19 protein-coding genes and 1 riboswitch are annotated in these 21,616 nt (G+C 74.5%); of the genes, 11 read left to right on the top strand and 8 right to left on the bottom strand.

Annotated features, from left to right (window positions below):
- Nucleotides 1-92 precede the first annotated feature (92 nt).
- From ACFY0X_RS10555 to ACFY0X_RS10580, 6 genes are all read right to left on the bottom strand, one after another.
- Nucleotides 93-3,776 (bottom strand): SpoIIE family protein phosphatase, encoded by a 3,684-nt coding sequence (locus tag ACFY0X_RS10555; RefSeq protein ID WP_387751750.1) that lies wholly within the window; start codon nt 3,774-3,776, stop codon nt 93-95.
- Nucleotides 3,777-3,946: 170 nt separating this feature from the next.
- Entirely contained in the window at nt 3,947-5,143 is a 1,197-nt protein-coding gene (locus tag ACFY0X_RS10560) for an alpha/beta hydrolase family protein (RefSeq protein WP_387751753.1), read from the bottom strand.
- A gap of 133 nt (nt 5,144-5,276) precedes the next feature.
- Nucleotides 5,277-6,131, bottom strand: a complete 855-nt coding sequence (locus tag ACFY0X_RS10565; protein ID WP_387751756.1) for a hypothetical protein — start codon at nt 6,129-6,131, stop codon at nt 5,277-5,279.
- A 209-nt stretch (nt 6,132-6,340) separates the two neighbouring features.
- The gene (locus tag ACFY0X_RS10570; protein WP_387751758.1) at nt 6,341-7,405 is read right to left on the bottom strand and encodes a serine hydrolase domain-containing protein; all 1,065 of its coding nucleotides are present in this window, start codon (nt 7,403-7,405) and stop codon (nt 6,341-6,343) included.
- Between the two features lie 138 nt (nt 7,406-7,543).
- Nucleotides 7,544-7,957 carry an HIT family protein gene (locus tag ACFY0X_RS10575; RefSeq protein WP_387751761.1) on the bottom strand — a complete coding sequence of 138 codons (414 nt, stop codon included), beginning with the start codon at nt 7,955-7,957 and terminating at the stop codon, nt 7,544-7,546.
- 114 nt (nt 7,958-8,071) lie between these two features.
- On the bottom strand, nt 8,072-8,767 hold the full coding sequence (locus tag ACFY0X_RS10580; RefSeq protein ID WP_387751763.1) for an MSMEG_1061 family FMN-dependent PPOX-type flavoprotein: 696 nt from the start codon (nt 8,765-8,767) through the stop codon (nt 8,072-8,074).
- Between the two features lie 140 nt (nt 8,768-8,907).
- Here ACFY0X_RS10580 and ACFY0X_RS10585 point away from each other — a divergent pair, with 140 nt between their 5' ends.
- Nucleotides 8,908-9,222, top strand: a complete 315-nt coding sequence (locus ACFY0X_RS10585; RefSeq protein ID WP_387751766.1) for an antibiotic biosynthesis monooxygenase family protein — start codon at nt 8,908-8,910, stop codon at nt 9,220-9,222.
- Nucleotides 9,223-9,321: 99 nt separating this feature from the next.
- Here ACFY0X_RS10585 and ACFY0X_RS10590 read toward each other — a convergent pair whose 3' ends face one another.
- Nucleotides 9,322-9,570, bottom strand: coding sequence for an SCO4226 family nickel-binding protein (locus tag ACFY0X_RS10590; protein WP_387751769.1), 249 nt, complete (start codon nt 9,568-9,570; stop codon nt 9,322-9,324).
- A gap of 229 nt (nt 9,571-9,799) precedes the next feature.
- Nucleotides 9,800-9,927, top strand: a riboswitch (FMN riboswitch).
- Between the two features lie 225 nt (nt 9,928-10,152).
- Here ACFY0X_RS10590 and ACFY0X_RS10595 point away from each other — a divergent pair.
- From ACFY0X_RS10595 to ACFY0X_RS10640, 10 genes are all read left to right on the top strand, one after another.
- Nucleotides 10,153-10,899, top strand: a complete 747-nt coding sequence (locus ACFY0X_RS10595; protein ID WP_387751772.1) for a riboflavin synthase — start codon at nt 10,153-10,155, stop codon at nt 10,897-10,899.
- Entirely contained in the window at nt 10,896-11,543 is a 648-nt protein-coding gene (locus ACFY0X_RS10600; protein WP_387751775.1) for a nicotinamide riboside transporter PnuC, read from the top strand. The genes ACFY0X_RS10595 and ACFY0X_RS10600 overlap by 4 nt, the downstream gene beginning before the upstream one ends.
- A gap of 5 nt (nt 11,544-11,548) precedes the next feature.
- A complete protein-coding gene (locus tag ACFY0X_RS10605; protein ID WP_387751932.1) occupies nt 11,549-12,832 on the top strand; it encodes a bifunctional 3,4-dihydroxy-2-butanone-4-phosphate synthase/GTP cyclohydrolase II in 1,284 nt (427 codons plus the stop codon).
- A 61-nt stretch (nt 12,833-12,893) separates the two neighbouring features.
- Nucleotides 12,894-13,367, top strand: coding sequence for a 6,7-dimethyl-8-ribityllumazine synthase (gene ribH / locus ACFY0X_RS10610; protein WP_387751778.1), 474 nt, complete (start codon nt 12,894-12,896; stop codon nt 13,365-13,367).
- Nucleotides 13,368-13,468: 101 nt separating this feature from the next.
- A complete protein-coding gene (locus ACFY0X_RS10615; RefSeq protein WP_387751781.1) occupies nt 13,469-13,741 on the top strand; it encodes a phosphoribosyl-ATP diphosphatase in 273 nt (90 codons plus the stop codon).
- A gap of 56 nt (nt 13,742-13,797) precedes the next feature.
- A complete protein-coding gene (hisG, locus tag ACFY0X_RS10620; RefSeq protein ID WP_387751784.1) occupies nt 13,798-14,646 on the top strand; it encodes an ATP phosphoribosyltransferase in 849 nt (282 codons plus the stop codon).
- Between the two features lie 195 nt (nt 14,647-14,841).
- Nucleotides 14,842-15,282 carry a PH domain-containing protein gene (locus ACFY0X_RS10625; protein WP_387751787.1) on the top strand — a complete coding sequence of 147 codons (441 nt, stop codon included), beginning with the start codon at nt 14,842-14,844 and terminating at the stop codon, nt 15,280-15,282.
- Between the two features lie 222 nt (nt 15,283-15,504).
- Entirely contained in the window at nt 15,505-16,848 is a 1,344-nt protein-coding gene (locus ACFY0X_RS10630) for a hemolysin family protein (RefSeq protein ID WP_387751789.1), read from the top strand.
- Nucleotides 16,845-17,891 carry a hemolysin family protein gene (locus ACFY0X_RS10635; RefSeq protein WP_387751792.1) on the top strand — a complete coding sequence of 349 codons (1,047 nt, stop codon included), beginning with the start codon at nt 16,845-16,847 and terminating at the stop codon, nt 17,889-17,891. The genes ACFY0X_RS10630 and ACFY0X_RS10635 overlap by 4 nt, the downstream gene beginning before the upstream one ends.
- Nucleotides 17,892-18,071: 180 nt before the next feature.
- On the top strand, nt 18,072-19,058 hold the full coding sequence (locus tag ACFY0X_RS10640) for an NAD-dependent epimerase/dehydratase family protein (RefSeq protein WP_387751794.1): 987 nt from the start codon (nt 18,072-18,074) through the stop codon (nt 19,056-19,058).
- A 54-nt stretch (nt 19,059-19,112) separates the two neighbouring features.
- Here the strand turns inward: ACFY0X_RS10640 and ACFY0X_RS10645 are convergent, their stop codons facing one another.
- Nucleotides 19,113-21,248, bottom strand: a complete 2,136-nt coding sequence (locus ACFY0X_RS10645) for an AAA family ATPase (RefSeq protein WP_387751935.1) — start codon at nt 21,246-21,248, stop codon at nt 19,113-19,115.
- Between the last annotated feature and the right edge of the window lie 368 nt (nt 21,249-21,616).

Genomic DNA, 21,616 nt, shown 5'->3' on the forward strand with positions numbered 1-21,616 from the left:
CGGGCGGGGCCGTCCCGCCGTGGCACCAGACAACCGCCGCGGCGGGCCGCCGGGCCGACAACCGCGGCGCCGGACCGACAACCGTCCGTTGTTCACGCAGGCGGCGAGGCCCCCGGGGGCAGCTCCAGCTCGAACCAGACCACCTTGCCGTCCTGGGTGCGGCGGCTGCCCCAGCGGTGCGCGAGCTCGTTGACCAGGTGGATGCCCCGGCCGCCCTCGTCCTCTCCGCGGGCGCGGCGGATCCGCGGCACCTCGGGCTCCCGGTCGGCGACCTCGACGGTGAGCACCCGGTCGCAGTACAGCCGCAGCTGGGTGGGCGAACCGGCGTGCACCAGGGCGTTGGTGATCAGCTCGCTGGTGAGCAGCTCGGCCCAGTCGGCGAGCGCGCCGAGCCCCCAGGCGGCCAGCGTCTCGCGGGTGAAGCGGCGTGAGTGGGCGACCATCGCGCGGTCGCCGGTGAGCGGCAGGGTGGCGATCCGGTCCGTGCCCCGGGGGCGGACCTGCGCCATGATGACGGCGATGTCGTCCTCGCTGGTGCGCTCGGTGAGCCGGTTCAGCACGGCGTCGCAGGTCTGCTCCAGCGAGCCGCGCCGGTCGGCGACGGTCCGGCACAGCAACTGCAGCCCCTCGTCCAGGTCCTGGCCCCGGCGCTCGACCAGCCCGTCCGTGTAGAGCGTCAGGATGCCCTCCTCGGGGAGGGTGAACTCGGCGCTCTCGAAGGCGACTCCGCCGACGCCCAGCGGGGTGCCGGACGGCAGCTCGACCAGGTGCGCCCGCCCCTCGGCGTCGGCGACCACCGGCGGCAGGTGCCCGGCGCTGGCCGCGGTGCAGCGGCGGCCCACCGGGTCGTACACCACGCAGACGCAGGTGGCGAACTGGCCCTCGCCGACCGTCGCGGTCGCCTCGTCCAGCCGGTACAGCACCCGCGCCGGATCCAGCTCAAGGGTGATCAACGTCCGGGCGACCGTGCGGAGTTGCCCCATGGTCGCGGCGGCCCGGATGCCGTGGCCCATCACGTCGCCGACGATCAGCGCGACCCGCCCGGAGGACAGCGGCACCACGTCGAACCAGTCGCCGCCGACCTCGCTGACCACGCTGCTGGGCAGGTAGCGGTAGGCGAGGTCCAGGCCGAGGGCGCGGTGCACCTCCTGGGGGAGCAGACTGCGCTGGAGGGTGAGCGCGGTGTCCCGCTCGCGGCGGTAGAGCCGGCCGTTGTCGATCGCCAGCGCGGTGCGGGCGGCCAGCTCCTCGGCCAGCGAACGGTCCGCCGGGCCGAACGGCGCCGGGTTGCCGGTGCGGACGAACTCCGCGCCGCCCAGCACGTGCCCGCGCGCCATCAGCGGCACCATCAGGTACGAGTGCACCCCGGCGTCCAGGCTGGGCTGCACCCGGTCGGGCGAGGCGACGATCCGGCGCAGCTCCTCCTCGGTCACCTCGGCGACCAGGATCGAGCGCCGGGTGCGCAGGCTCTGCGCGTACAGCCTGGCCGACTGCGAGGTCTCGCCCACCTGGTCGGCCGCCTCGTGCATGCGGCCGTCCGGGCCGGCCTCGCCCACCGCCACCGCCCGCATCAGCACCGGGCCCTCCGGCGGGACCGCCCCGGGCTCCTCGCCGCTGAGCACCGCCTCGCGCAGGTCCACGGTGACGAAGTCGGCGAACCGCGGGATCACCACCTCCACCAACTCCCGTGCCGTGCGGTGCAGATCGAGCGTGGTGCCGATCCGGTTGCTGGCCTCGTTCAGCAGCGACAGCCGCTGCTGGGCGGCCCAGGCCTCGTCCAGCGCCCGCTGCCGGGCGGCGGCCGCGTCGCGCTCGCGGGTGAACAGCAGCGCGTTGTCGATCGAGACGGCGGCCCGCACCGCCAGCTCCCCGGCCAGCGCCACGTCGTCCTCGTCGTACGGGCGCTCGACCAGGGTGCGGTAGAAGCCCGCCACACCGATCGGGGTGCCGCGCGCGATCAGCGGCACCACCATGAACGACAGCACGTGCTGCTCCCGTACGGCGGCCTGGCGCACCGGGTCGTCGGCGAACCAGGCCATGCCCTCCTCGTCCATCCGCGGCACCAGCACCGGCTCGCGGTGCGCCAGGCTCCACGCGTACGGCGAACCGGGCACGAAGCGGTGCACGTTGCCGGTGCGGGAGATCGGGGCCAGGGTCGAGCCGCGCACTGAGTGGAAGGCCATCCGCCGCAGCAGCGCCGAGCCGTCCACCGGGGCGGTCGCCGCGCGCTCGCCGCGGACCAGCTCCTCCAGCACCTCCACCACCACCGTGTCGGCCAGCCGGGGCGTCGCCACCTCGGCCAACTCCTGGGCAGTCTGGGCCAGATCGAGCGTGGTGCCGATCCGGGCGGAGGCCGCGTTGACCAGCGCGAGACGCTCCTGCGCGGCCTTCGCCTCGCGCAGCGCCTGCTGCCGCGCCAGCACGGTCTGGTGCTGGCGCAGGTACAGCCGGGCGTTGTCGAGCGCGACGGCCGCCCGCGAGGCCAGCTCGTCGCCGAGCGTGATGTCGGCCGCCGCGAAGGACTCCCGGGCACCGCGCCGCGAGTACACCACCATGCCGAGCGTCGTGCCGCGCGCCACCAGCGGGGTGATCCGCACCGAGCGCGGCCGGTCGCCGAGGTAGGCCTGGCGGCGGCTCTCGTTGATGCCCTCGCTCAGCATCGGCAGCTCCCAGGACGGCACCACCATGGTGCGCCCGCTGGTCAGCGCCCGGGCGTAGGGGGAGTCCGGCGGCAGCTCGTGCACGGCGTCCACCGGCAGCGCCTCGGCCGGGTAGAGCGAGTCCGTCGTGGAGATCGCGAGGCGGCGCACCAGCAGCGGGGCGTCCGGCGCGGGCGGTTCCACGTTCCGGCCGGCCACCAGCTCCTCCAGCCCGAACACCGCGCTGATGTCGGCGACCCTGGGCACCATCGCGTCGACCAGCTCCCGGGCGGTCTGTCGCAGGTCCAGCGTGGTGCCGATCGAGGCGGTCGCGTCGACCAGCAGGGACAGCCGCTCCTGGGCGCGCGCCGCCCGGGCGTCGGCGTGGAACCGTTCGGTGACGTCGATGACCGTGGCGCACACCCCGAGCACCCGGCCGCCGCGGTCCGTCAGCCGGAAGTAGGAGGTCGACCAGGCGTGGTCGTGGTTCGGGTCGCCCGGGGTGCGGCCGTGCGCGAGGTCGTCCACCACCGGTTCGCCGCTCGCCAGCACCCGGCGCATCACCGCCTCCACCTCGGCGCTGTTGATCCTGGGCAGCACCTCGGTGAGCCGCCGGCCCAGCGGATCCCCGACGGCCAGGCCGTTCGCGTTCGCCAGCGCCTCGTTCAGCCGGACGAAGCGCAGGTCGGTGTCGAAGACCGCCATGCCGACCGGGGACTGGGTGAAGAACCCGTCGAGGAGGGCCAGGTCCGCCTGGAGCCGGTGCAGCGTGGTCACCTCGGAGGCCACCGCCAGCACCATCGGGGCGCCGCCGGGGCCGCGGACCGGGTGGGTGCGGAACTCCAGGTCCACCAGGTGCCCGTCCCGGTGCCGGACCGGGAACACCCCGGACCAGGACCGGCCCGCCAGGATCTGCCGGAACAGCTGGAGCACCTCCGGCCGGAGTTCGTCGGAGGTCAGCAGCGTCGCGGCCCGCGCGCCCAGCGCCTCCCGCGCGGGGTGTCCGAGCAACGCCTCCGCGTCACTGCTCCAGTGCAGGATCCGCCCGTCGGCGTCGATCAGCGCCGTGGCGATCGGCACCATCAGCAGGGCGTCCTGCCGCGGCTGCCCCGGGCGCTGCGCGTATTCGTCCACCATGGCCAGAGAACCGTCCCAGAAACCGTCCGGAGATCGTTCCCACCAGCCCTGCCATCTTCGCACGCACCCCCACCCGGCGCAGCCGCCCCGCTCAGCCCGGTCGGGCCGCCCGTTCCGCCCCGGGTCGGCCTGCCGACGGCCCGACCCGGGGGGCGGGCCTCAGGCGGGTTTCAGGGGGTGAAGCGCACCTCCGGGTTGGCGGCGCTCGGTCCGTCGAGCAGCGGTTGCGGGACGCCCTTCAGGTGGAGGTCGAAGAAGGCCCCGACGTACTGCCGGGTGAGGGCGGCGGCGCGCAGGCTCCCGATGGTGGTGTACGGGCCCCTGGGGACGCCGAGCCCGTCGATGAAGAGCGGGAGGTCGGTGAAACTGCCGTGGTCGGAGCCGTCGAGGGTCAGCAGGCGCTTCCAGCCGTCCAGCCGGGCCCAGCTGGTGACCCAGGTCGGGTCCTGGGCGCCGCCGGGGAGCGGGTGGCCGAACATCAGGTACGGCTTGCCCCGGAGGCCGGACTCGGGCACCCGGTAGTGCATGGTGCCGTCCAGGTTCACCCCGGCGCGGATCCGGTCGTCGGTGAGCAGGGCCGGGACGGTGGAGGCGCCACCGGCGGAGTGCCCGGCCATGCCGATCCGGTCGCGGTCGATCAGCCGGGCGTGGCGCCAGGCCGGGTGCGGGCGGTCGGTCAGCCGGTCGATGACGAAGGACACGTCCTTCGCCCGGCCCGCCTCCAGGCGCGCCGCCGCCTCTTCGCTGTCGACCGAGCCGCACGCGGCGCAGGGGAGCGTCCGTCCGTCCGGGAGGGTGGTCCCGGTGTTCTCGTAGGTGTGGTCGACGACCGCGACGACGTAGCCGTGGCTGGTCAGGTCCTCGGCGAGGCCGCTGAGCATCGCACGCGGCATGGTGAAGCCGGGGGACAGGACCACCAGCGGGTAGTGGCCGCCCCGCGGACGCGCTCCGGACTCCGCCCAGGTCCGGGTGCCGGACACCGCCTCGGTCGGGACGGTGTTGCCCGGCAGCTTCCCGTCCAGCAGCGCCCGGGCGGCGGCGGAGGTCAGGTACGGGGCGGGGGTGCCCGTCCCCGCGTGGGCGGGGTAGTACATCGAGACCATCAGCTGACGCGGACCGTCGGCGGGCACCCACGGGTCCGGACGGTCGCCGTCCACCAGGTGCAGGACCTCCTGCCCGACCGCGTACGGCCCGGTCGGTCGGGGGAGTTCGACCCGGGTGGCCGGGGTGGCGGCCCGGGTGGTCGGGCCGCCCGTGGCGGCGGCGGGGCCGGGCGGCGCGGCCAGGGCCGGTGCGGCAGCGGCGACGGACAGCGGGAGCGCCAGCAGCAGGGCTGCCGTGGCGGCGGTCGTGCGGAGTCGGCTCATGCGAGCGACCGTAGGCCGCGGGCACGGGGGCTGACGTCCACTCAGCGGCGTACTGATCCCTTCCGGGAAGAGCCCGCGCCGCCCCTTAGGGGTCGGCCCCGGGCCCGCACGCCGGGCGGCCGCCCGGCGCTGATCACCCGGCGGCAGCCGTCCGGAGGTCCTCCAGGAAGCCCGCGGCCGCCCGGGCGTTGGGCACCGGGAAGGTGAGCGGGAGGCCGGCCGAGTGCGTCCGGATCTCCAACTCGCCGAGGGCGGACGCCCGGGCCGAGAGCACCTCCGTCCAGCGGTGGGCCTCCGTCGCGGCGAGCGGGTGCGCCGGCCGGTGCACCAGCCCGCAGGCCGTCACCGTGAGTCGCCCCCGCGCGAAGCGGACGCTCCCCTCGGTGCGCAGCGTCTCGTGCAGCGCGGCCCGGAGCCCGGGGGAGAGGCGCTCCTCCAGCTCCCGGAACAGCCCGCCCAGCCCGCGCAGGTGCGCCAGCACCAGCGGCTCGTCCGCGCCCGCCGGCCATATTCGCCCGTGCTCGTGCTCCCCGCGCGGCCCGCCGGGGGAGTACTCGGTGGCCTCCACGGCGCTCCAGGGCAGCGGCTCCTCGCGACCGTCCGCCGCGACCAGCACCAGCCCGCCCTCGTGGACGCGTACGGACCGCAGCCCGGGCGCCGACCGCAGCCGCTCGTACCCGCTCACCGCCACCACCGCGGCGGCCGCCAGCACGGGTGCCGGCCACCACCCGCCGAGCACCACGCAGACCGCCACGGAGACGGCCACCCCGCAGAGGTGCAACCACACCCGCGCCGACCAGGACAGCGGCCGGTACCGCCGGTACACCCGCACCACCGCGCCGAGCCGGCCGGCCGGGCAGGCCGTCCCGGCCGCACCGGCCGGACCCACCGAACCGACCGAACCGACCGAACCGACCGAACCGGCCGAGCCGGTAGAACCGGTAGAACCGGTCGACCGCACCCGGGTCGGCGACCACGTCACCGCCATGTCGGCCCCCTTCCACTCGGCGGACTTCCCCATCGGAACCGCGACCGCTCGATCCCCAGCATCATCTGCTCGCCGCTCCCGGCGACAGTGCCAATCGGCACCATTTGGCCCGAAACGCCCTCGCCATCATCGCGCCCCGGCCGGGGCCGCCCGCACCGGGGGTGGGTACGAACCGGACTGCCGCCTCCCGGGCCGGACGGTGCCCGCCCTCACGCCACCGTCGCGAACCCGTTCTGCAGGCCGCGCAGCAGCGCCGTGCCCGCCGGATCGGCCGACCGGCGGGTGTTGGCCAGCACCACCACGCCCACCTGCTTCTCCGGGTCGAAGGCCACGAAGGAGCTGAACCCGCCGGTGCCCCCGTTGTGCCAGATCTGGAGGTGCCCGCCCTGCTGGGTGTGCAGCCGGTGCCCGAGCCAGCCCAGGTGCACCCAGGCGAACGGATTGACCCGGTGCCGGGTCTCCCGGGTGAGGGCGATCGCCGGCGACAGCGCCGCGTCCGGCTCCCGCCCGGCGGCCAGTTGGGCCCGCAGGAACACCACCAGGTCGGCGGCGGTCGACCGGAGCCCGCCCATCCCGGGCAGCGCCGCGAAGCTCCAGTACGGCACCGGCCGGCCGCCCGGCGTGTGCCCGTGCGCCAGCCGCGCGGCCTGCTCCTCGTCCGGCCGCACACAGGTGTCCACCAGCCCCAGCGGCGCGCAGACCTCGCGCGCCACCAACTCCTCGTACCCGACGCCGGACCGCTGCGCGAGGGCCAGACCGAGCAGCCCCGCGCCCAGGTTGGAGTAGCGGAAGCTCCGCCCGGGCACGGCCCGCAGCCGCGTCCGGGCGAGCCCGTCGAGCACCCGCTCGGCGGTGCAGTCGGCGTACGGATCGGGCTTGTTGGGGGACAGCAGCGCCTGCACGGCCATGCCCCGGGGCAGCCGGGGGAGCCCCGAGGTGTGGGTGGCGAGGTGCCGCAGGGTGACCGGCTCCGGACCCCTGGCCGGGACGGTCGCGCGACCGCCCGAGGCCCCGGTGAGCACCTCGGCGAGCGGATCGTCCAGCCGGACCGTGCCGCCGAGGGCCAGCCGCGCGAGCGCGAGCGAGGTGAACACCTTGGTGACGGAGCCTATGTCGAACAGGGTGCGGGGCCCGGGCACCCCGCCGCCCGGACCGGTCCGCCCGGCACCGCGGATCTCCACGGCGCCGCCGGCCAGCCCGGCGACCACCGCGCCGACGTGTCGGCCCGCGAGCCGGTCGGCCGTCTGCTGCACGAGGCAGGCGAGTTCGTTCATGCTCGCGAGCCTAGGCGCCCCCGCCGACGTGATCGTCCCCCCGGAAAAGGAGATCGACCCCCGCCGATGCTCCCACGGGGGTACGGCCCGCTGCGCCCTGAGCGGTACCCGGCGAGCGCGGAGCAGTGGGCGCCTCGCTCAGCCCTCCAGCGCCTCCCGCAGCCGGACCGCGACCTGCGCCGCCTCCGCCTCGTCCGGGTACCGCCGCCGCGGCCAGAAGAACCCGCGCAGCCCGTCCCTCGGATTGCGCGGCACCACGTGGACGTGCAGGTGCGGCACCGACTGGCTGATCCGGTTGTTCGCCGCCACGAAGCTGCCCGCCGCGCCCATCCCGCGCTCGACGGCCTTCGCCACCCGCTGCACCCGCAGGAAGAACGGCCCCACCGCGCCGGCCGGCAGGTCGGCCAGCGTCGGGTGGTGGGCGCGCGGCACGACCAGCACGTGCCCGGGGAACAGCGGCCGACGGTCCAGGAAGGCCACCGCCACCTCGTCGTCCAGCACCCGGTGCGCCGGCTCCTCGCCCGCCGCCACCGCACAGAAGACGCAGTCCATCCGTCCATTCAAACCACCGGCGGCCGCCCCGGCACCCCCGGCGGACCCGCCGTCACCCGACCGGCCGCCGTCCGGGTGCGGCGGCCCGGGTGCCGGGCATCCGGGCCCGCCCCCTCACTCGTACCGGTACAGCAGCGACTCCCGCTCGTGCTGCTCGATGACCTCCACCGTCAGCGACTCGTCCCGCAGGTGCGAGAGCGTGACCTCCGCGGAGCTCGGCTGCGCGTCCGCGGCGAGCCAGTTCTCCGGCTTCCACGCCGAGGAGCGCAGGAAGGCCTTCGGGCAGTGCCCGTACACCTCCTCGACGGCGACCACGATCGCGCTGCGCGGCGGCTTGCCGACGGCGGTCAGCTGCCGCAGCAACTCCGGGTCGGTCGAGACGCAGGCCCGCCCGTTGACCCGCAGCGTGGTTTCCCGGCCCGGGACGACGAAGAGCAGCCCGACCCGGCCGGTCTCCAGGATGTTGTGCAGGGTGTCCAGGCGCTTGTTGCCGGTGGCGTCCGGAACGGCCAGGGTGTGCTCGTCGAGCACCGAGACCAGCCCGGCCGGCCCGCCGCGCGGGGAGACGTCGCAGCGCCCGGCGGCGTCCGCGCTGGCCACGAACACCAGCGGGGAGCAGGCGATCAGGCGCTGGGCGACCTCGTGCAGGTGGTCGACCTGCTTGCGGCGGGCGTGGTCGCCGGGCTGCTCGTAGACCTCGCGCAGCTGGGCGGGGTCGCTGAGCGCGCCCGCGCGGAGGGCGTCGAACAGACTGCCCGGCCGGTTGGGCGCGGCGGTTGACGAAGCGACAGTTTCCGGTGTGGTCGTCATACCGGGAATGTAGCCGAGGCCGCTCGGCGCACCCCCGGCCGATGGTCTCGGAGCCCCCGGTACCGGACCGGCCGTACCCCTGGCGACCAGCGGTTTTCCGCTGATAATGGGGCCAGGGACTCCAGCCGGAGGTGGTGGTCGTGATCGTCAGAATCTGGGCCGGGCAGGTCCTGGCCGGTCGCTGCGAGGAGTTCTGCGCGCACCTGGCCGCCCAGGTGATCCCGGAACTCGGGCGGACCGACGGCTGCCTCGGCGGCGAGCTGCTGCGCTCGGTGTCCGAGGACGGGCACCGGGTGCTGGTGCTGAGCCGCTGGCGCGACGAGGAGGCCCTGCGCGGCTACGCGGGGCCGATGTGGCGGATCCGGCCGGTCTGGTCGGAGGGCGAGCTGAGCTACCTCGCCCACCCTCCGGAGGTCACCCACTTCCTGCAGGTCAGCGCCCCCGCCACGCTCTGAACCGCCGGCCTCGCACCGGCAGCGGCCGTCAGGCCGACGACGGTCCGAGGGCCGACGACGGCATCAGGCCGACGACGGCCCGCGGACCGACTACGGCGCTCAGACCGACAGCGGCACCGGGTGGATCTCGTCCGCCGGGTGCCCGGTGCGGCTGTGGACCCGCTGCACGGCCTCCCTGGACGGCGCGTCGGAGAGGCAGTACACCGTGCCCGACTCCGGGTCCGCCCACGCCTGCTCGAAGTGGACGCCCTCCTCGCCCTCGATCGCCAGGTCGGCCGCGTGGGCCTGCCTGAGCTGTTCGACCGTGATCCCGGCCATCCCGTGGTGGACGTCCATGAACTTCGCCATCGCCCTCGCCTCCGTAGCTTCGGTGCGTCACCGGCAGGGCCCCGTCTACCAGCCTCGCCCCCGCCGCCCGGCTCCGCCACCGTGCCCGCAGCGGGATGCCACCGGGTCGCCACCGGGACGCCACCGCACCGCGCATTCCCCGCAAGCCCGTGAAACAGACCACAGCGCAGGGGTCTCCCTGCCGTTGCGCCGTCCGTGGCACAATGACGGCATCAAAGCAGTGACGTTCAGCGCACTCCGGGGTCGGTGAAAATCCGAACCGGCGGTTACAGTCCGCGACCCGTCCGCAGCCAGCGGCCGGTTGACCAGGTGAAATTCCTGGACCGACGGTTAAAGTCCGGATGGGAGGCGTGCGCGGGCGGACGAAGAGCAGTGCCCGTGGTCCATCGGCAGGCGACAGCCGGCCTCCGGACCCCGGTCAGGTGAACGACGGGAGCGGTGTCTCCCGGGCCGGGCGAGTGATCTCCCGGTGGCCTCGGCAACCCCGGAGAAGGGTCTGCCCCGGGCCCGTGCACCGGTGCCCGTCCGTGTCATCTCCCATGCCGCCCCGGAGTCCGCGCCCCAAGCGCGAGGAGAACCCGGGTGTTCACCGGCATCATCGAAGAGCTCGGCGAGGTCGTGTCGATCGAGGAGATCGGCGACTCCTCGCGGATCCGCCTGCGCGGCCCGGTGGTCTGTACGGGTGCCCGGCACGGCGACTCCATCGCGGTCAACGGCGTGTGCCTGACCGTCGTCGACAGCCCGGCGGAACTGGCCGCCGGCACCGGTGAGTTCAGCGCCGACGTGATGGCCGAGACGCTGCACCGGTCCAGCCTCGGCGAGTTGAAGCCCGGCTCCCGGGTCAACCTGGAGCGCGCCATGGCGCTCGGCGCCCGTCTGGGCGGCCACCTCGTCCAGGGTCATGTCGACGCCACCGGGCGGCTGTTGAGCCGCGAGCCCGGCGAGCGCGACGCGGCCGGCGAGCTGCGCTGGGAGGTGCTGCGGTTCTCGCTGCCCGACACCATCTCCCGCTACCTGGTGGAGAAGGGCTCGATCACGGTCGACGGCGTCAGCCTCACCGTGGTGGAGGCCGCCCGGGACAGCTTCACCGTCAGCCTCATCCCGACCACCCTCGCGCTGACCACGCTGGGCGCCAAGTCCGTCGGGGAGGGCGTCAACCTGGAGGTGGACGTGCTGGCGAAGTACGTCGAGCGGCTCCTGGAATCCCGCACCCTCCCGAACCTCCCGGGCCTGTCGGATCCTTCCAGCCCTTCCGGCCTTTCCAACCTTTCCAACGTTTCCGACCCGTCCGACCTGCCGGTCGACGGAACCCCGGGGGAGTCCAAGTGAGCTGGCTCAGCGGCGAGGCGTTCACCGTCCTCGGCGAACACGTCAAGTGGGCCGACATGATCGGCAACATCCTCGGCTTCGGCGGGCTCGCGCTCGGCTGGCGCCGCTCGGTCTGGAGCTGGCCGGTCCAGCTGCTGTCCGGCGCGGTGCTGATCGCCGCCTACCTGGGCGGTCACGTCCCCGGGCTGATCGGCAAGCAGCTGATCGTGATCGCCACCGCCTCCTGGGGCTGGGCGCAGTGGCGGCGGGGCCGCCGCGACGGCGGCGCGATCGCCGTCCGGTTCGCCAGCTGGCCCGAGCGGCTCGTGCTGGCGGCGGGCACCGCGGCCGTCACCGTGGCGCTCGCCCTGCTGTTCACGTCCTTCCCCAGCCTGTCCTGGAGCCCCTGGTCGGACGCCTACATCTTCGTCGGCACGCTGGCCGCGATGATCGCCCAGGCCCGCGGCTGGGTGGAGTTCTGGTTCGCCTGGATCGCGGTCGACGCGGTCGGCGTGCCGTTCGCCTTCAACAGCGGCTACACCTTCTCCGGTCTCACCTACTCCGTCTACTTCGTCCTGGTGCTGCTCGGCCTGCGGTCCTGGTGGCTGAGCACCCGTGAGCCGCGCGCCACGTCCGCCACCGTCCCGCAGGGAGCCACGGCATGACCGAGATGAGCGAGAACCAGTCCAGCACCGGCGCCACCGGGTCCGCACCCGGGCCCGAGCTCGTCCTCGACCCGGTCGAGCGGGCGATCGCCGACATCGCCCTCGGCCGCGCCGTGGTCGTGGTCGACGACGAGGACCGCGAGAACGAGGGCGACATCGTCTTCGCGGCGTCCGCCGCGACCCCCGAGCTGATGGCCTTCACCATCCGCTACAGCTCCGGCGTGATCTGCGCCCCGATGACCGGCGAGGAGCTGGACCGCCTCAAGCTCCCGCCGATGACCCAGGTCAACGAGGACCGCAAGGGCACCGCGTACACCGTCTCGGTGGACGCCCGGGAGGGGGTCGACACCGGCATCTCCGCCGCCGACCGCGCCCGCACCGTACGGCTGCTCTCCTCGCCCGGCACCGAACCCGGCGACCTCACCCGCCCCGGGCACGTCTTCCCGCTGCGCGCCGTCGAGGGCGGCGTGCTGGTCCGCCCCGGCCACACCGAGGCCGCCGTCGACCTGGCCCGGCTGGCCGGGCTGCCGCCGGCCGGCGCGATCGCCGAGGTGGTCAACGACGACGGCAGCATGGCCCGGCTGCCCGAGCTGGTCGCCTTCGCCCGCCAGCACGGCCTGGCGATCATCTCCATCGAGGACCTGATCGCCTATCGCCGCCGCACCGAGCTGCACGTCGACCGGGCCGCCGTCACCGCCCTGCCCACCGCGCACGGGGAGTTCACCGCCGTCGGCTACCGGGGCACCATCGACGGGGTCGAGCACCTCGCGCTGGTGGCCGGCGGCCTCGACGCGGAGGGCCGGCTGCCGGACAGCGAGGACGTCCTGGTGCGGGTCCACTCCGAGTGCCTGACCGGTGACGTCTTCGGCTCGCTGCGCTGCGACTGCGGCCCGCAGCTGGAGGCCTCGCTGCGGCGGGTCGCCGAGGCCGGGCGCGGTGTGGTGCTGTACCTGCGCGGCCACGAGGGGCGCGGGATCGGCCTGGCCCACAAGCTGCGCGCGTACGAGCTCCAGGAGCGGGGGCGGGACACCGTCGACGCCAATCTGGACCTCGGCCTGCCCGCCGACGCGCGCGACTACAGCATCGCGGCCCAGATGCTGGTGGACCTCGGCGTCCGCTCGCTCACCCTGCTCACCAACAACCCGCAGAAGCTGACCGCGCTCACCGAGCACGGGCTCAAGGTCAAGGGGCGCGAAGCGGTCGAGATCGCGCCCGGCGAGCACAACCTGGGCTACCTGCGCACCAAGCGCGACCGGATGGGCCACCACCTGCCCGGCCTCGGCTCCTGAACCCGCGCGACCCCCGCGCGACCCCCGCACGTCCCGCCCCAGCGAACGGAAGAGAACGAACATGAGCGGCCACGGAGCCCCCGAGCTGACCATCGACGGCGCCGCCGACCTCAAGGTCGCCGTCGTCGCCGCCCAGTGGCACGACCAGGTGATGAACGGCCTGCTGGACGGCGCCCACCGCGCGCTCACGGAGCTGGGCGTCACCGAGCCGACCGTGCTGCGGGTGCCCGGCACCTTCGAGCTGCCGGTCGCCGCCAAGCGCCTCGCCGAGCGCGGCTACGACGCCGTGGTGGCGCTCGGCGTGGTGATCCGCGGCGGCACCCCGCACTTCGACTACGTCTGCCAGGCCGCCACCGCCGGCCTCACCCAGGTCAGCGTCGACACCGGCGTCCCGGTCGGCTTCGGCGTGCTGACCTGCGACAACGAGGAGCAGGCGCTCGACCGCGCGGGCCTTCCCGGCTCCGCCGAGGACAAGGGCCACGAGGCCGTCACCGCGGCCGTCGCCACCGCCGCGGTGCTGCGCGCCGCGCTCTGAGCACGGCCCGCCCGGTCCCGGAGCGCGGACGTCCACCGGACTGTCCACGCTCCGGGACCGTTTACCGTCCGTTCGCCGGTACGCCGTAAGGTGGGCCCATCATGGCTTCGAAGACATTCGAGGAGCTCTACGCCGAGCTCCAGCAGAAGGCCGCCACCGGCGACCCCTCGTCCTCCCGTACCGCGCAGCTCGTCCAGCAGGGCGTCCATGCGATCGGCAAGAAGGTCGTCGAGGAGGCCGCCGAGGTCTGGATGGCCGCCGAGTTCCAGTCGGACGAGCAGACGGCGGAGGAGATCTCGCAGCTCCTCTACCACCTTCAGGTGATGATGATCGCCCGTGGACTGACGCTCGACGACGTCTACAAGTACCTCTAGACCCCCCGCTCCGCCGAGCACACCCATCCTCCCAACAGGTAAGGAAGCAACCTCCCATGCTGCGCATCGCCGTCCCCAACAAGGGTTCTCTCTCGGGTCCCGCGGCGGAGATGCTCCATGAGGCCGGCTACCGCCAGCGGAAGGACCCCAAGGAGCTCGTCCTCGTCGACCCGAACAACGAGGTGGAGTTCTTCTTCCTCCGCCCGCGGGACATCGCCGTGTACGTCGGCTCCGGCCGCCTCGACGTCGGCATCACCGGCCGCGACCTGCTGCTGGACTCGCACTCCAACGCCGAGGAGGTGCTCGCCCTCGGCTTCGCCGGGTCGACCTTCCGCTTCGCCCGCCCCGAGGGCGTGGACGTCGAGGACGTCAAGGGCCTGGAGGGCCTGCGGATCGCCACCTCGTACACCGGCCTGGTCGAGCAGCACCTGGCCGACCACGGTGTGAAGGCGACGGTCACCAAGCTGGACGGCGCGGTCGAGACCGCGGTGCAGCTGGGCGTCGCCGATGTGATCGCCGACGTGGTGGAGACCGGCACCAGCCTGCGCAACGCCGGCCTGGAGGTGTTCGGCGAGCCGATCCTGGTCTCCGACGCCGTGGTGATCCGGCCGAAGGGTTCGGGCGAGGACGCGCGGGTGGAGCAGTTCCTGCGCCGCCTCCAGGGCGTGCTGGTGGCCCGCCGCTACGTGCTGATGGACTACGACATCCGCGCCGAGAAGGTCGGCGCGGCCGTCGCGCTCACCCCGGGCCTGGAGTCGCCGACCGTCTCGCCGCTGCACACCGAGGGCTGGGTCGCGGTGCGTTCGATGGTGCTCCGCAAGGAGGCCCAGCAGATCATGGACGACCTGTGGGGCATCGGCGCCCGGGCCATCCTGGTCACCAACATCCACGCCTGCCGCCTCTGACCCGTGCGACCGGCCGGACGACTCGGACGCCCGGTCGGCCCGGTCGGCCCGGACGCCCGGACGCCCGGACGACCGGCGCGCCCGGGTGACCTGCGCACCGGTCCACGAGTAAGGAACGGTTCAATGGGGCGGGGACGCCGACCGCGTCCCCGCCCCGTCGTGCTGCCGCCACCAGAACCACCCCGGAGACCCCACGTGTCCACGCCGCCCGTCCAGTTCCCCGTCACCTGGGCGCCGCGCCGCACCCGCGCCGTGCTCCTGCCGGTCTGCGTGCTGCTGGTGGCGCTGTTCTCCGCGATGGCGGTGCTGCTCCCGGAGAACTGGCAGCTCAACGACCGGATCATGATGGTCGCCAGCGGGGTCCTGTTCGCCGCCGTCGGCCTGATGCTGGCCCGCCCCCGGGTGAGCGCCGACGCGGAGGGCGTGACGGTGGTCAACTTCGTCCGCCGTCGCCGGCTCGCCTGGGCCGAGATCGTCCGGGTCAACTTCCGCCAGGGCGACCCGTGGGCCACCCTGGACCTCGCCGACGGCACCTCGCTCGCCGCGGTCGGCATCCAGTCCGGCGTCGGCAAGGACCGGGCGATCGCGGACGCCCGCGCGCTGCGCGACCTGGTCGAGCAGCACGCCCGGGCCTGAGCCCGGACCCGCTCCCACCTGGGGTTCCCCGCTCCCGGCGGGCCGACCGGGCCTCGTACCGCCGTCCCGGTATGGTCTACGCTGGTAAAAGCGGGGCAAAGTCCGCCCTGCCCCCGATCGAGTGCCCGAACGACCTGAGGAGTGACACTCCCCCTCGATGGACGATCCGTCCGGTAGTACCTGCGCCGCCTCGCTTCCGACCCCCGGAAGGCAGGCGGCACTGTGATCACCGCCTGGCTGCTGTTGTTCGCGGCCGTTCTCCTGATCCTCGCCAACGGCCTGTTCGTGGCCGCCGAGTTCGCCTTCGTGACCGTCGAGCGCGGGGAGGTGGAGCGCGCCGCCGAGGCGGGCGACGCCAAGTCCCGCCGCGTCGCCGGGGCCCTGCGGCACCTCTCCTTCGAGCTGTCCGGCGCCCAGCTCGGCATCACCGTCACCTCGCTGGTGGTCGGCATGCTCGCCGAGCCGGCCCTGTCCACGCTGCTCGCGCCCGTCATGTCCGGCATCGGCGTGCCCGACTCGGCCGCCCGCGGCGTCGCCGTGATCGTCGGCATGGTGCTGGCCACCGTCGTCCAGATGGTGATCGGCGAGCTGGTGCCGAAGAACTGGGCGATCTCCCGCCCGCTCCAGGTGGCCCGCGCGGTCGCCGCGCCGCACATGGCGTTCTCCTTCGCCTGCCGCCCGCTGATCAGCTTCCTGAACGGCGCCGCCGACCGGACCGTCCGGGCCTTCGGCATCGAGCCGCAGGAGGAGCTGGGCCACGCCCGCACCCCGGACGAGCTGGTCTCGCTGGCCCGCCACTCGGCCCGGGCCGGCGCGATAGACGAGGAGTCGGCGACCCTGTTCGTCCGCACCCTGGGCCTGAGCGAGCTGACCGCCGAGTCCGTGATGACCCCGCGGATAGACGTGGCCGCGCTCCAGCGCGACGCCACCGCCTCCGACGTGATCAACCTGACCCGGGCCACCGGCCTGTCCCGCTTCCCGGTCTACACCGACAGCCTGGACGAGGTCACCGGCATCGTCACGCTCAAGGACGCCCTGGCCGTCCCGGCCGTCCGGCGCGGCCTGGTGCGGGTCGGCGAGCTGGCCTCGCCGCCGCTGCTGGTGCCCGAGACGCTGCCCGCCGAGCGGCTGCTCGACCGGCTGCGCCGCCTCCAGCCGATGGCCATCGTGGTCGACGAGTACGGCGGCACCGCCGGCGTCGTCACCGTCGAGGACATCGTCGAGGAGATCGTCGGCGAGGTGCAGGACGAGCACGACCCCGACGACCACCCCGAGCTGCTCCCGCTGCCGCCGGTCGACGGCCTGCCGGTCTGGGAGGCCGACGGCCGCGCCCGGATCGACCAGCTGGAGCGGATCGGCCTGAACGCCCCGGACGGCCCGTACGAGACCCTCGCCGGGCTGGTCTCCGACCTGCTCGGCAAGCTCCCCGAGGTGGGGGAGCAGGCCGAGCTGCCCGGCTGGCGCTTCACCGTGACCGGTGTCGACCGCCACCGCACCACCGGGGTCCGGGTGGAGCGCACCACCGCGCCCGCGCAGTTCGACGAGGACCGGGAGGACGGCCGATGACCGCCCTGCAACTGGCCGTCGCGCTGCTGCTCCTGCTCGGCAACGCCTTCTTCGTCGGCGCCGAGTTCGCCGTGGTGTCGGTGCGCCGCAGCCAGATCGAGCCGCTCGCCGAGGCCGGGCACAAGCGCGCCCGCACCGTGCTGCACGCGCTGTCCAACGTCTCCGCGATGCTCGCCGCCGCCCAGCTCGGCATCACCGTCTGCTCGCTGGGCCTCGGTGCCCTCGCCGAGCCGACCATCGCCTCCCTGCTGGAGGGCCCGTTCCACGCGATCGGCGTCCCGTCCGGCCTGATGCACCCGCTCTCGTACGGGATCTCGCTCGCCGTCGTGGTCTTCCTGCACATGGTGATGGGCGAGATGGTGCCGAAGAACATGGCCATGGCGGGCCCCGAGCGGGCCGCGCTCTGGCTCGGCCCGCCGCTGGACCGGCTGGCCCGCTGGCTCGCCCCGGTGATCCGGGTGCTGAACGCCTTCGCCAACGGCGTGCTGAAGCTGTTCCGGGTGGACGCCAAGGACGAGGTGGAGTCGGTCTTCACCACCGAGCAGCTGATGTACCTGCTGGCGGACTCCCGGGACGCCGGGCTACTCGACGAGAGCCGCCAGGAGCGTCTGGAGGACGCCCTGGAGCTCGGCCGCCGGCCGATCACCGAGGTGCTGCTGGAACCCGAGCAGCTGGTCACCGTGGACACCAAGGCGACCGCCGCCGAGGTCGAGGAGCTGGCGCTGCGCACCGGCTTCTCGCGCTTCCCGGTCACCGACGGCGACCCGGCCGGCCACGGCTACCTCGGCTACGTCCACCTCAAGGACATCCTCGACGTGGAGGACCCGTCGGCGCCCGTCCCGGCCCGCCTGTGGCGGCCGATCACGGTGCTGCGCGGCGGCCTCCCGCTGGACGACGCGCTCGGGGCGATGCGCCGGGCGACCTGTCACCTGGCCGCCGTACTGGACCAGGACGGGCGCACGCTCGGCGTGGTCATGCTGGAGGACGTGCTGGAGGAGCTGGTCGGCGAGATGCACGACCCGGACCACCGCGCCACGGCCTGACGCCGGTCCACCCGGCCACGGCCTGACCCCGGACAAACCGGCGCCGGTTCGTCGGCGCCGGTTTGTCCGGGTCCGTCCGGAGAGCTCCGGCTTCCGCTGACGGTGTGTTCGCTGCCGGCGATTCTGCCCAGAGCATGCGGCTGTTCCGTGCCGGCCACCCGGGGGAGCAGGGTGGTCGGCATGAGACTTCTCGTGCTGGGTGGTACCAAGTTCGTCGGACGGGTCGTCGCCGAGGAGGCGCTGGCCAGGGGATGGGAGGTGACCGCCCTCAACCGCGGCACGCAGCCCGCGCCCGAGGGCGTCCGGGTGCTGAAGGGCGACCGCACCGCCCAGGACGGCCTGGCGGCGCTCGGTCCGGGGGAGTGGGACGCGGTGGTGGACACCTGGTCCTGGGCCCCCGCGGCGGTGCGCGACAGCGCTCGGTTCCTCAACGGCCGGGTCGGCCACTACGCGTACGTCTCCAGCCGGTCGGTGTACGACTACCCGCTGGAGGCCGGGGCCGGCGAGAGCGCGCCGGTGGTCGACTCCTCCCCGGACCTCACCGGCGAGGTGCCCTACGCCGAGGCCAAGCGCGGTGCGGAACTGGCGCTGGAGGCCGAGTACGGCGGGCAGGCGCTGCTGGCCCGCGCCGGGCTGATCATCGGCCCGCACGAGAACATCGGCCGACTGCCCTGGTGGCTCAACCGGATCGCGGAGGGCGGCCCGGTGCTCGCCCCCGGGCCCCGCGACCTGCCGCTGCAGTACATCGACGCGCGCGACCTCGCGGCCTGGACCCTGGACGCCGTGGTGGCCCGCCTCGGCGGCCCGTACAACCTGGTCAGCCCGTCCGGCCACACCACCATGGGCGAGCTGCTGGAGGCCTGCGTACGGGCCACCGGCTCGGACGCCGAGCTGCGCTGGACGGCCCCGGAGCGGATCCTCGCGGCGGGCATCGAGCCGTGGACCGAGCTGCCGATCTGGCTGGCGCCCGGCGACCTCTACGACTTCCTGCACACCGGCCTGGTCGAGCGCGCGCTCGGCGCCGGGCTGCGCTGCCGCCCGGTCGCCGAGACCGTCGAGGACACCTGGGCCTGGCTGCGGTCGATCGGCGGCAGCGCGCCCCAGCGGGCCGACCGGGTCACCGTCGGGCTGGACCGGGAGCGGGAGACCGCGGTCCTGAACGGCTGACCCGGTCGGCGGCCGGAACGGACCGGGAGAGCTGGTCGCGGGGCTGCACGGGGGTCAGCCCCGGCCGTCGATCAGCTCCCCGTACGCCTGCACGAGGTCCGGCAGCCGCAGGGTGGCCAGGTCCTCCCGGCCCGGCGGCTCGCGCAGCAGTGACAGCCGCAGGTCCCGGTAGGCGCAGGACTTCTCGTACAGGGTGCGGATGAACCGGCCGTTGCCCAGCTCGTCGATCCAGCCCTCGCGCACCACGTGGGTGCAGATGCTGGCCAGTTCCTCGGCGGCGTCCTCGTCCCAGCCGTCGCCGTCCCGGCCGGCCAGCGCGGCGCCGATCGCGGTCAGCTCGCCGGGGCGGTAGCTCGGGAAGTCGACCCTGGTGGTGAAGCGCGAGTTGAGGCCGGGGTTGGTGGCGAGCAGCCGGTTCATGCCCTCGGGGTAGCCGGCCAGGATGACCACCAGCCGGTCCCGGTTGTCCTCGGCGCGCTTGAGCAGCACCTGCAGCGCCTCGTCGCCGTACGCGTCGCCCTTGGTGTAGCCGGAGTTGGAGAGGCTGTACGCCTCGTCGATGAACAGCACGCCGTCCAGCGCGGAGTCGATCAGCTCGTTCGCCTTCACGGCGGTCTGGCCCAGGAACTCGCCCACCAGATCGGCGCGTTGGGCCTCCACCAGGTGGTCGCCGGAGAGCAGGCCGAGGGCGTGGAAGACCCGGCCGAGGATGCGGGCCACGGTGGTCTTGCCGGTGCCCGAGGGGCCGGAGAAGACGAAGTGGCGCTTCGGCGGCTGGACGGGCAGGCCCTGGGCGGCCCGCAGCCGTGACATCCTCAACTGGGCGGACAGCGCCCGCACCTGGCGCTTGACCGGCTCCAGGCCGACCATCAGCGACAGTTCGGCCAGGGCCGCGTCCAGCTCCCGCTCGTCGCCGCCGGAGCGGGGCTCGGGCCCGGCGGCGGTCCGGGGCTGGGCCCGGCCGAGGGCGGGCAGCGGCGGCGGCACGGCGGGGCCGGGCGGGGCGCCCGAGCCGGAGCGCTCCCCGGCGGCCTGCGGTGCGCCGTCGGGCCGGACGCCGTCCAGCAGGGCGCCGCCGGCCGCGGTTCCGTCCAGGAGGGAGCCGCCGGTCAGGGCGCCGTCCGCCGGGGGGCCGTCCACCAGCCCGGCGTCCACCGAGGGCCCGCCGCCCGGGGGCACCCCGCCGTTGAGCAGCCCGCCGTTCGGTGCCCCGCCGGGCAGCTGCCCGCCGCTGAGCAGCCCGCCGCCGGCGACCCCGTCACCGGCGACGGTCGCGCCGCCGGGCCCGCCCGCGTCCCCGAACTCCTCGCCGTACCCGGGCACTCCGGTGAACCCGGCCTCGTCCGGGTAGCCGTCGTCGACACCGGGCCCGCCCGGTGCGGCGGCGTCGGCCGCCCCCGGGCGCCCGCCCGCCGGCAGCAGTCCGTCCGAGAGCCCGTCCGCGAGTCCGTCCGAGAGTCCGTCCGAGAGCCCGTCCGCGAGAGCGTCCTCGGCCGAGATGGCCGCCAGCCGGGCCGCGGTGTCCATGAACGCCGGGTCCGCCCGGTGCACCGCCCGGTAGAGCGGCAGCGCCGCGGCGCTGCGCCCGGCCCCGTCGTACGCCCGGGCCAGCCAGTACCGCAGCTCCTTGCGCTGGGGCTGTTCGGAGCGGCAGCGGGCCAGTGAGGCGGCCAGCGGTGCCTGCGCCTGGGCGCACATGTCGAGGCGCACCCGCGCCATGCCGGCGAACAGCCCGGCCTCGATGCCGAGCAGCGGGTCGTCCAGCAGCCGGTCGGTGTCCCGGATCAGCTGCTCCCAGTCCTTGAGCAGGTAGGACCGGCAGGCGTACAGGAAGCGGGCGGACGGGTCCTCGCTGGGCGCCGGGCACTGCTCCAACGCCCGGTCCAGCTCGGCCAGGTGCCGGCCGTCCAGCCAGTGCGAGGCGTGCGCCAGCGCGAGGTCGCGGGCGTCCTCCAGCACCGGCTGCACCCACCAGCCCAGCCAGTACCAGGAACTGAGCGGGCGTCGGTGCAGCCGCCGCTGCTCGCCGAACCGCTTCTGGTGGCGGTACATGGCGAGCAGCGCGGCCGAGGTGTCGCTGCGCAGCGCGTGCAGTCCGAGCCAGGCGTCGGCCATGCCGGGATCCAGCCGGACGGCGGCCCGGAACTCCTCCTCGGCCCGGCTGTACGCACCGGCCGTGTAGGCGTCCATGGCGCGCAGCCAGGCGCGGTCGGCGTGCCGGTCCGGCCCGCCCGCCGTGCTGTCGGAACTGTCCACCGTCGTCACTCACGCCCCCCGCGGTGCGGCCCGGGACTCGGCCGGCGAGTCGCCTGCGCCTAGGGCCTGTGGTCGTCGACCCCCTGCGGCGCGTCTGCGCCTGCCAGGAATCGTACCGGCGCGGAGCTGATCCGGAAGGGTGCCGTACGGGGTCAAATGCGATCGCGCGAGCGGCCGTTGAGCGTCCGGGCGGACGAAACGGGCGGCGGGGGAGCGACTTTCGGAAGGGGACCGGGCGGCGCCCCCGGCTCACGGGGGAACAAGCCGGGGGCGCCGGGTCCGAGGCGACCGGAGCCTTTCGT

Origin of the sequence: Kitasatospora sp. NPDC001547 (genome assembly GCF_042894165.1) — a bacterium.
Lineage (GTDB): Bacteria > Actinomycetota > Actinomycetes > Streptomycetales > Streptomycetaceae > Kitasatospora.

Excerpts from the sequence above, each read along its gene's own strand:
- ribH (WP_387751778.1), top strand. The coding sequence starts at position 12,894 with ATGAGCGGCCACGGAGCCCCCGAGCTGACCATCGACGGCGCCGCCGAC.
- ACFY0X_RS10645 (WP_387751935.1), bottom strand. The coding sequence starts at position 21,248 with ATGGACGCCTACACGGCCGGTGCGTACAGCCGGGCCGAGGAGGAGTTC.
- ACFY0X_RS10615 (WP_387751781.1), top strand. The coding sequence starts at position 13,469 with ATGGCTTCGAAGACATTCGAGGAGCTCTACGCCGAGCTCCAGCAGAAG.
- ACFY0X_RS10635 (WP_387751792.1), top strand. The coding sequence starts at position 16,845 with ATGACCGCCCTGCAACTGGCCGTCGCGCTGCTGCTCCTGCTCGGCAAC.
- ACFY0X_RS10605 (WP_387751932.1), top strand. The coding sequence starts at position 11,549 with ATGAGCGAGAACCAGTCCAGCACCGGCGCCACCGGGTCCGCACCCGGG.
- ACFY0X_RS10555 (WP_387751750.1), bottom strand. The coding sequence starts at position 3,776 with ATGGTGGACGAATACGCGCAGCGCCCGGGGCAGCCGCGGCAGGACGCC.
- hisG (WP_387751784.1), top strand. The coding sequence starts at position 13,798 with ATGCTGCGCATCGCCGTCCCCAACAAGGGTTCTCTCTCGGGTCCCGCG.
- ACFY0X_RS10570 (WP_387751758.1), bottom strand. The coding sequence starts at position 7,405 with ATGAACGAACTCGCCTGCCTCGTGCAGCAGACGGCCGACCGGCTCGCG.
- ACFY0X_RS10565 (WP_387751756.1), bottom strand. The coding sequence starts at position 6,131 with ATGGCGGTGACGTGGTCGCCGACCCGGGTGCGGTCGACCGGTTCTACC.
- ACFY0X_RS10640 (WP_387751794.1), top strand. The coding sequence starts at position 18,072 with ATGAGACTTCTCGTGCTGGGTGGTACCAAGTTCGTCGGACGGGTCGTC.
- ACFY0X_RS10590 (WP_387751769.1), bottom strand. The coding sequence starts at position 9,570 with ATGGCGAAGTTCATGGACGTCCACCACGGGATGGCCGGGATCACGGTC.
- ACFY0X_RS10560 (WP_387751753.1), bottom strand. The coding sequence starts at position 5,143 with ATGAGCCGACTCCGCACGACCGCCGCCACGGCAGCCCTGCTGCTGGCG.
- ACFY0X_RS10575 (WP_387751761.1), bottom strand. The coding sequence starts at position 7,957 with ATGGACTGCGTCTTCTGTGCGGTGGCGGCGGGCGAGGAGCCGGCGCAC.
- ACFY0X_RS10580 (WP_387751763.1), bottom strand. The coding sequence starts at position 8,767 with ATGACGACCACACCGGAAACTGTCGCTTCGTCAACCGCCGCGCCCAAC.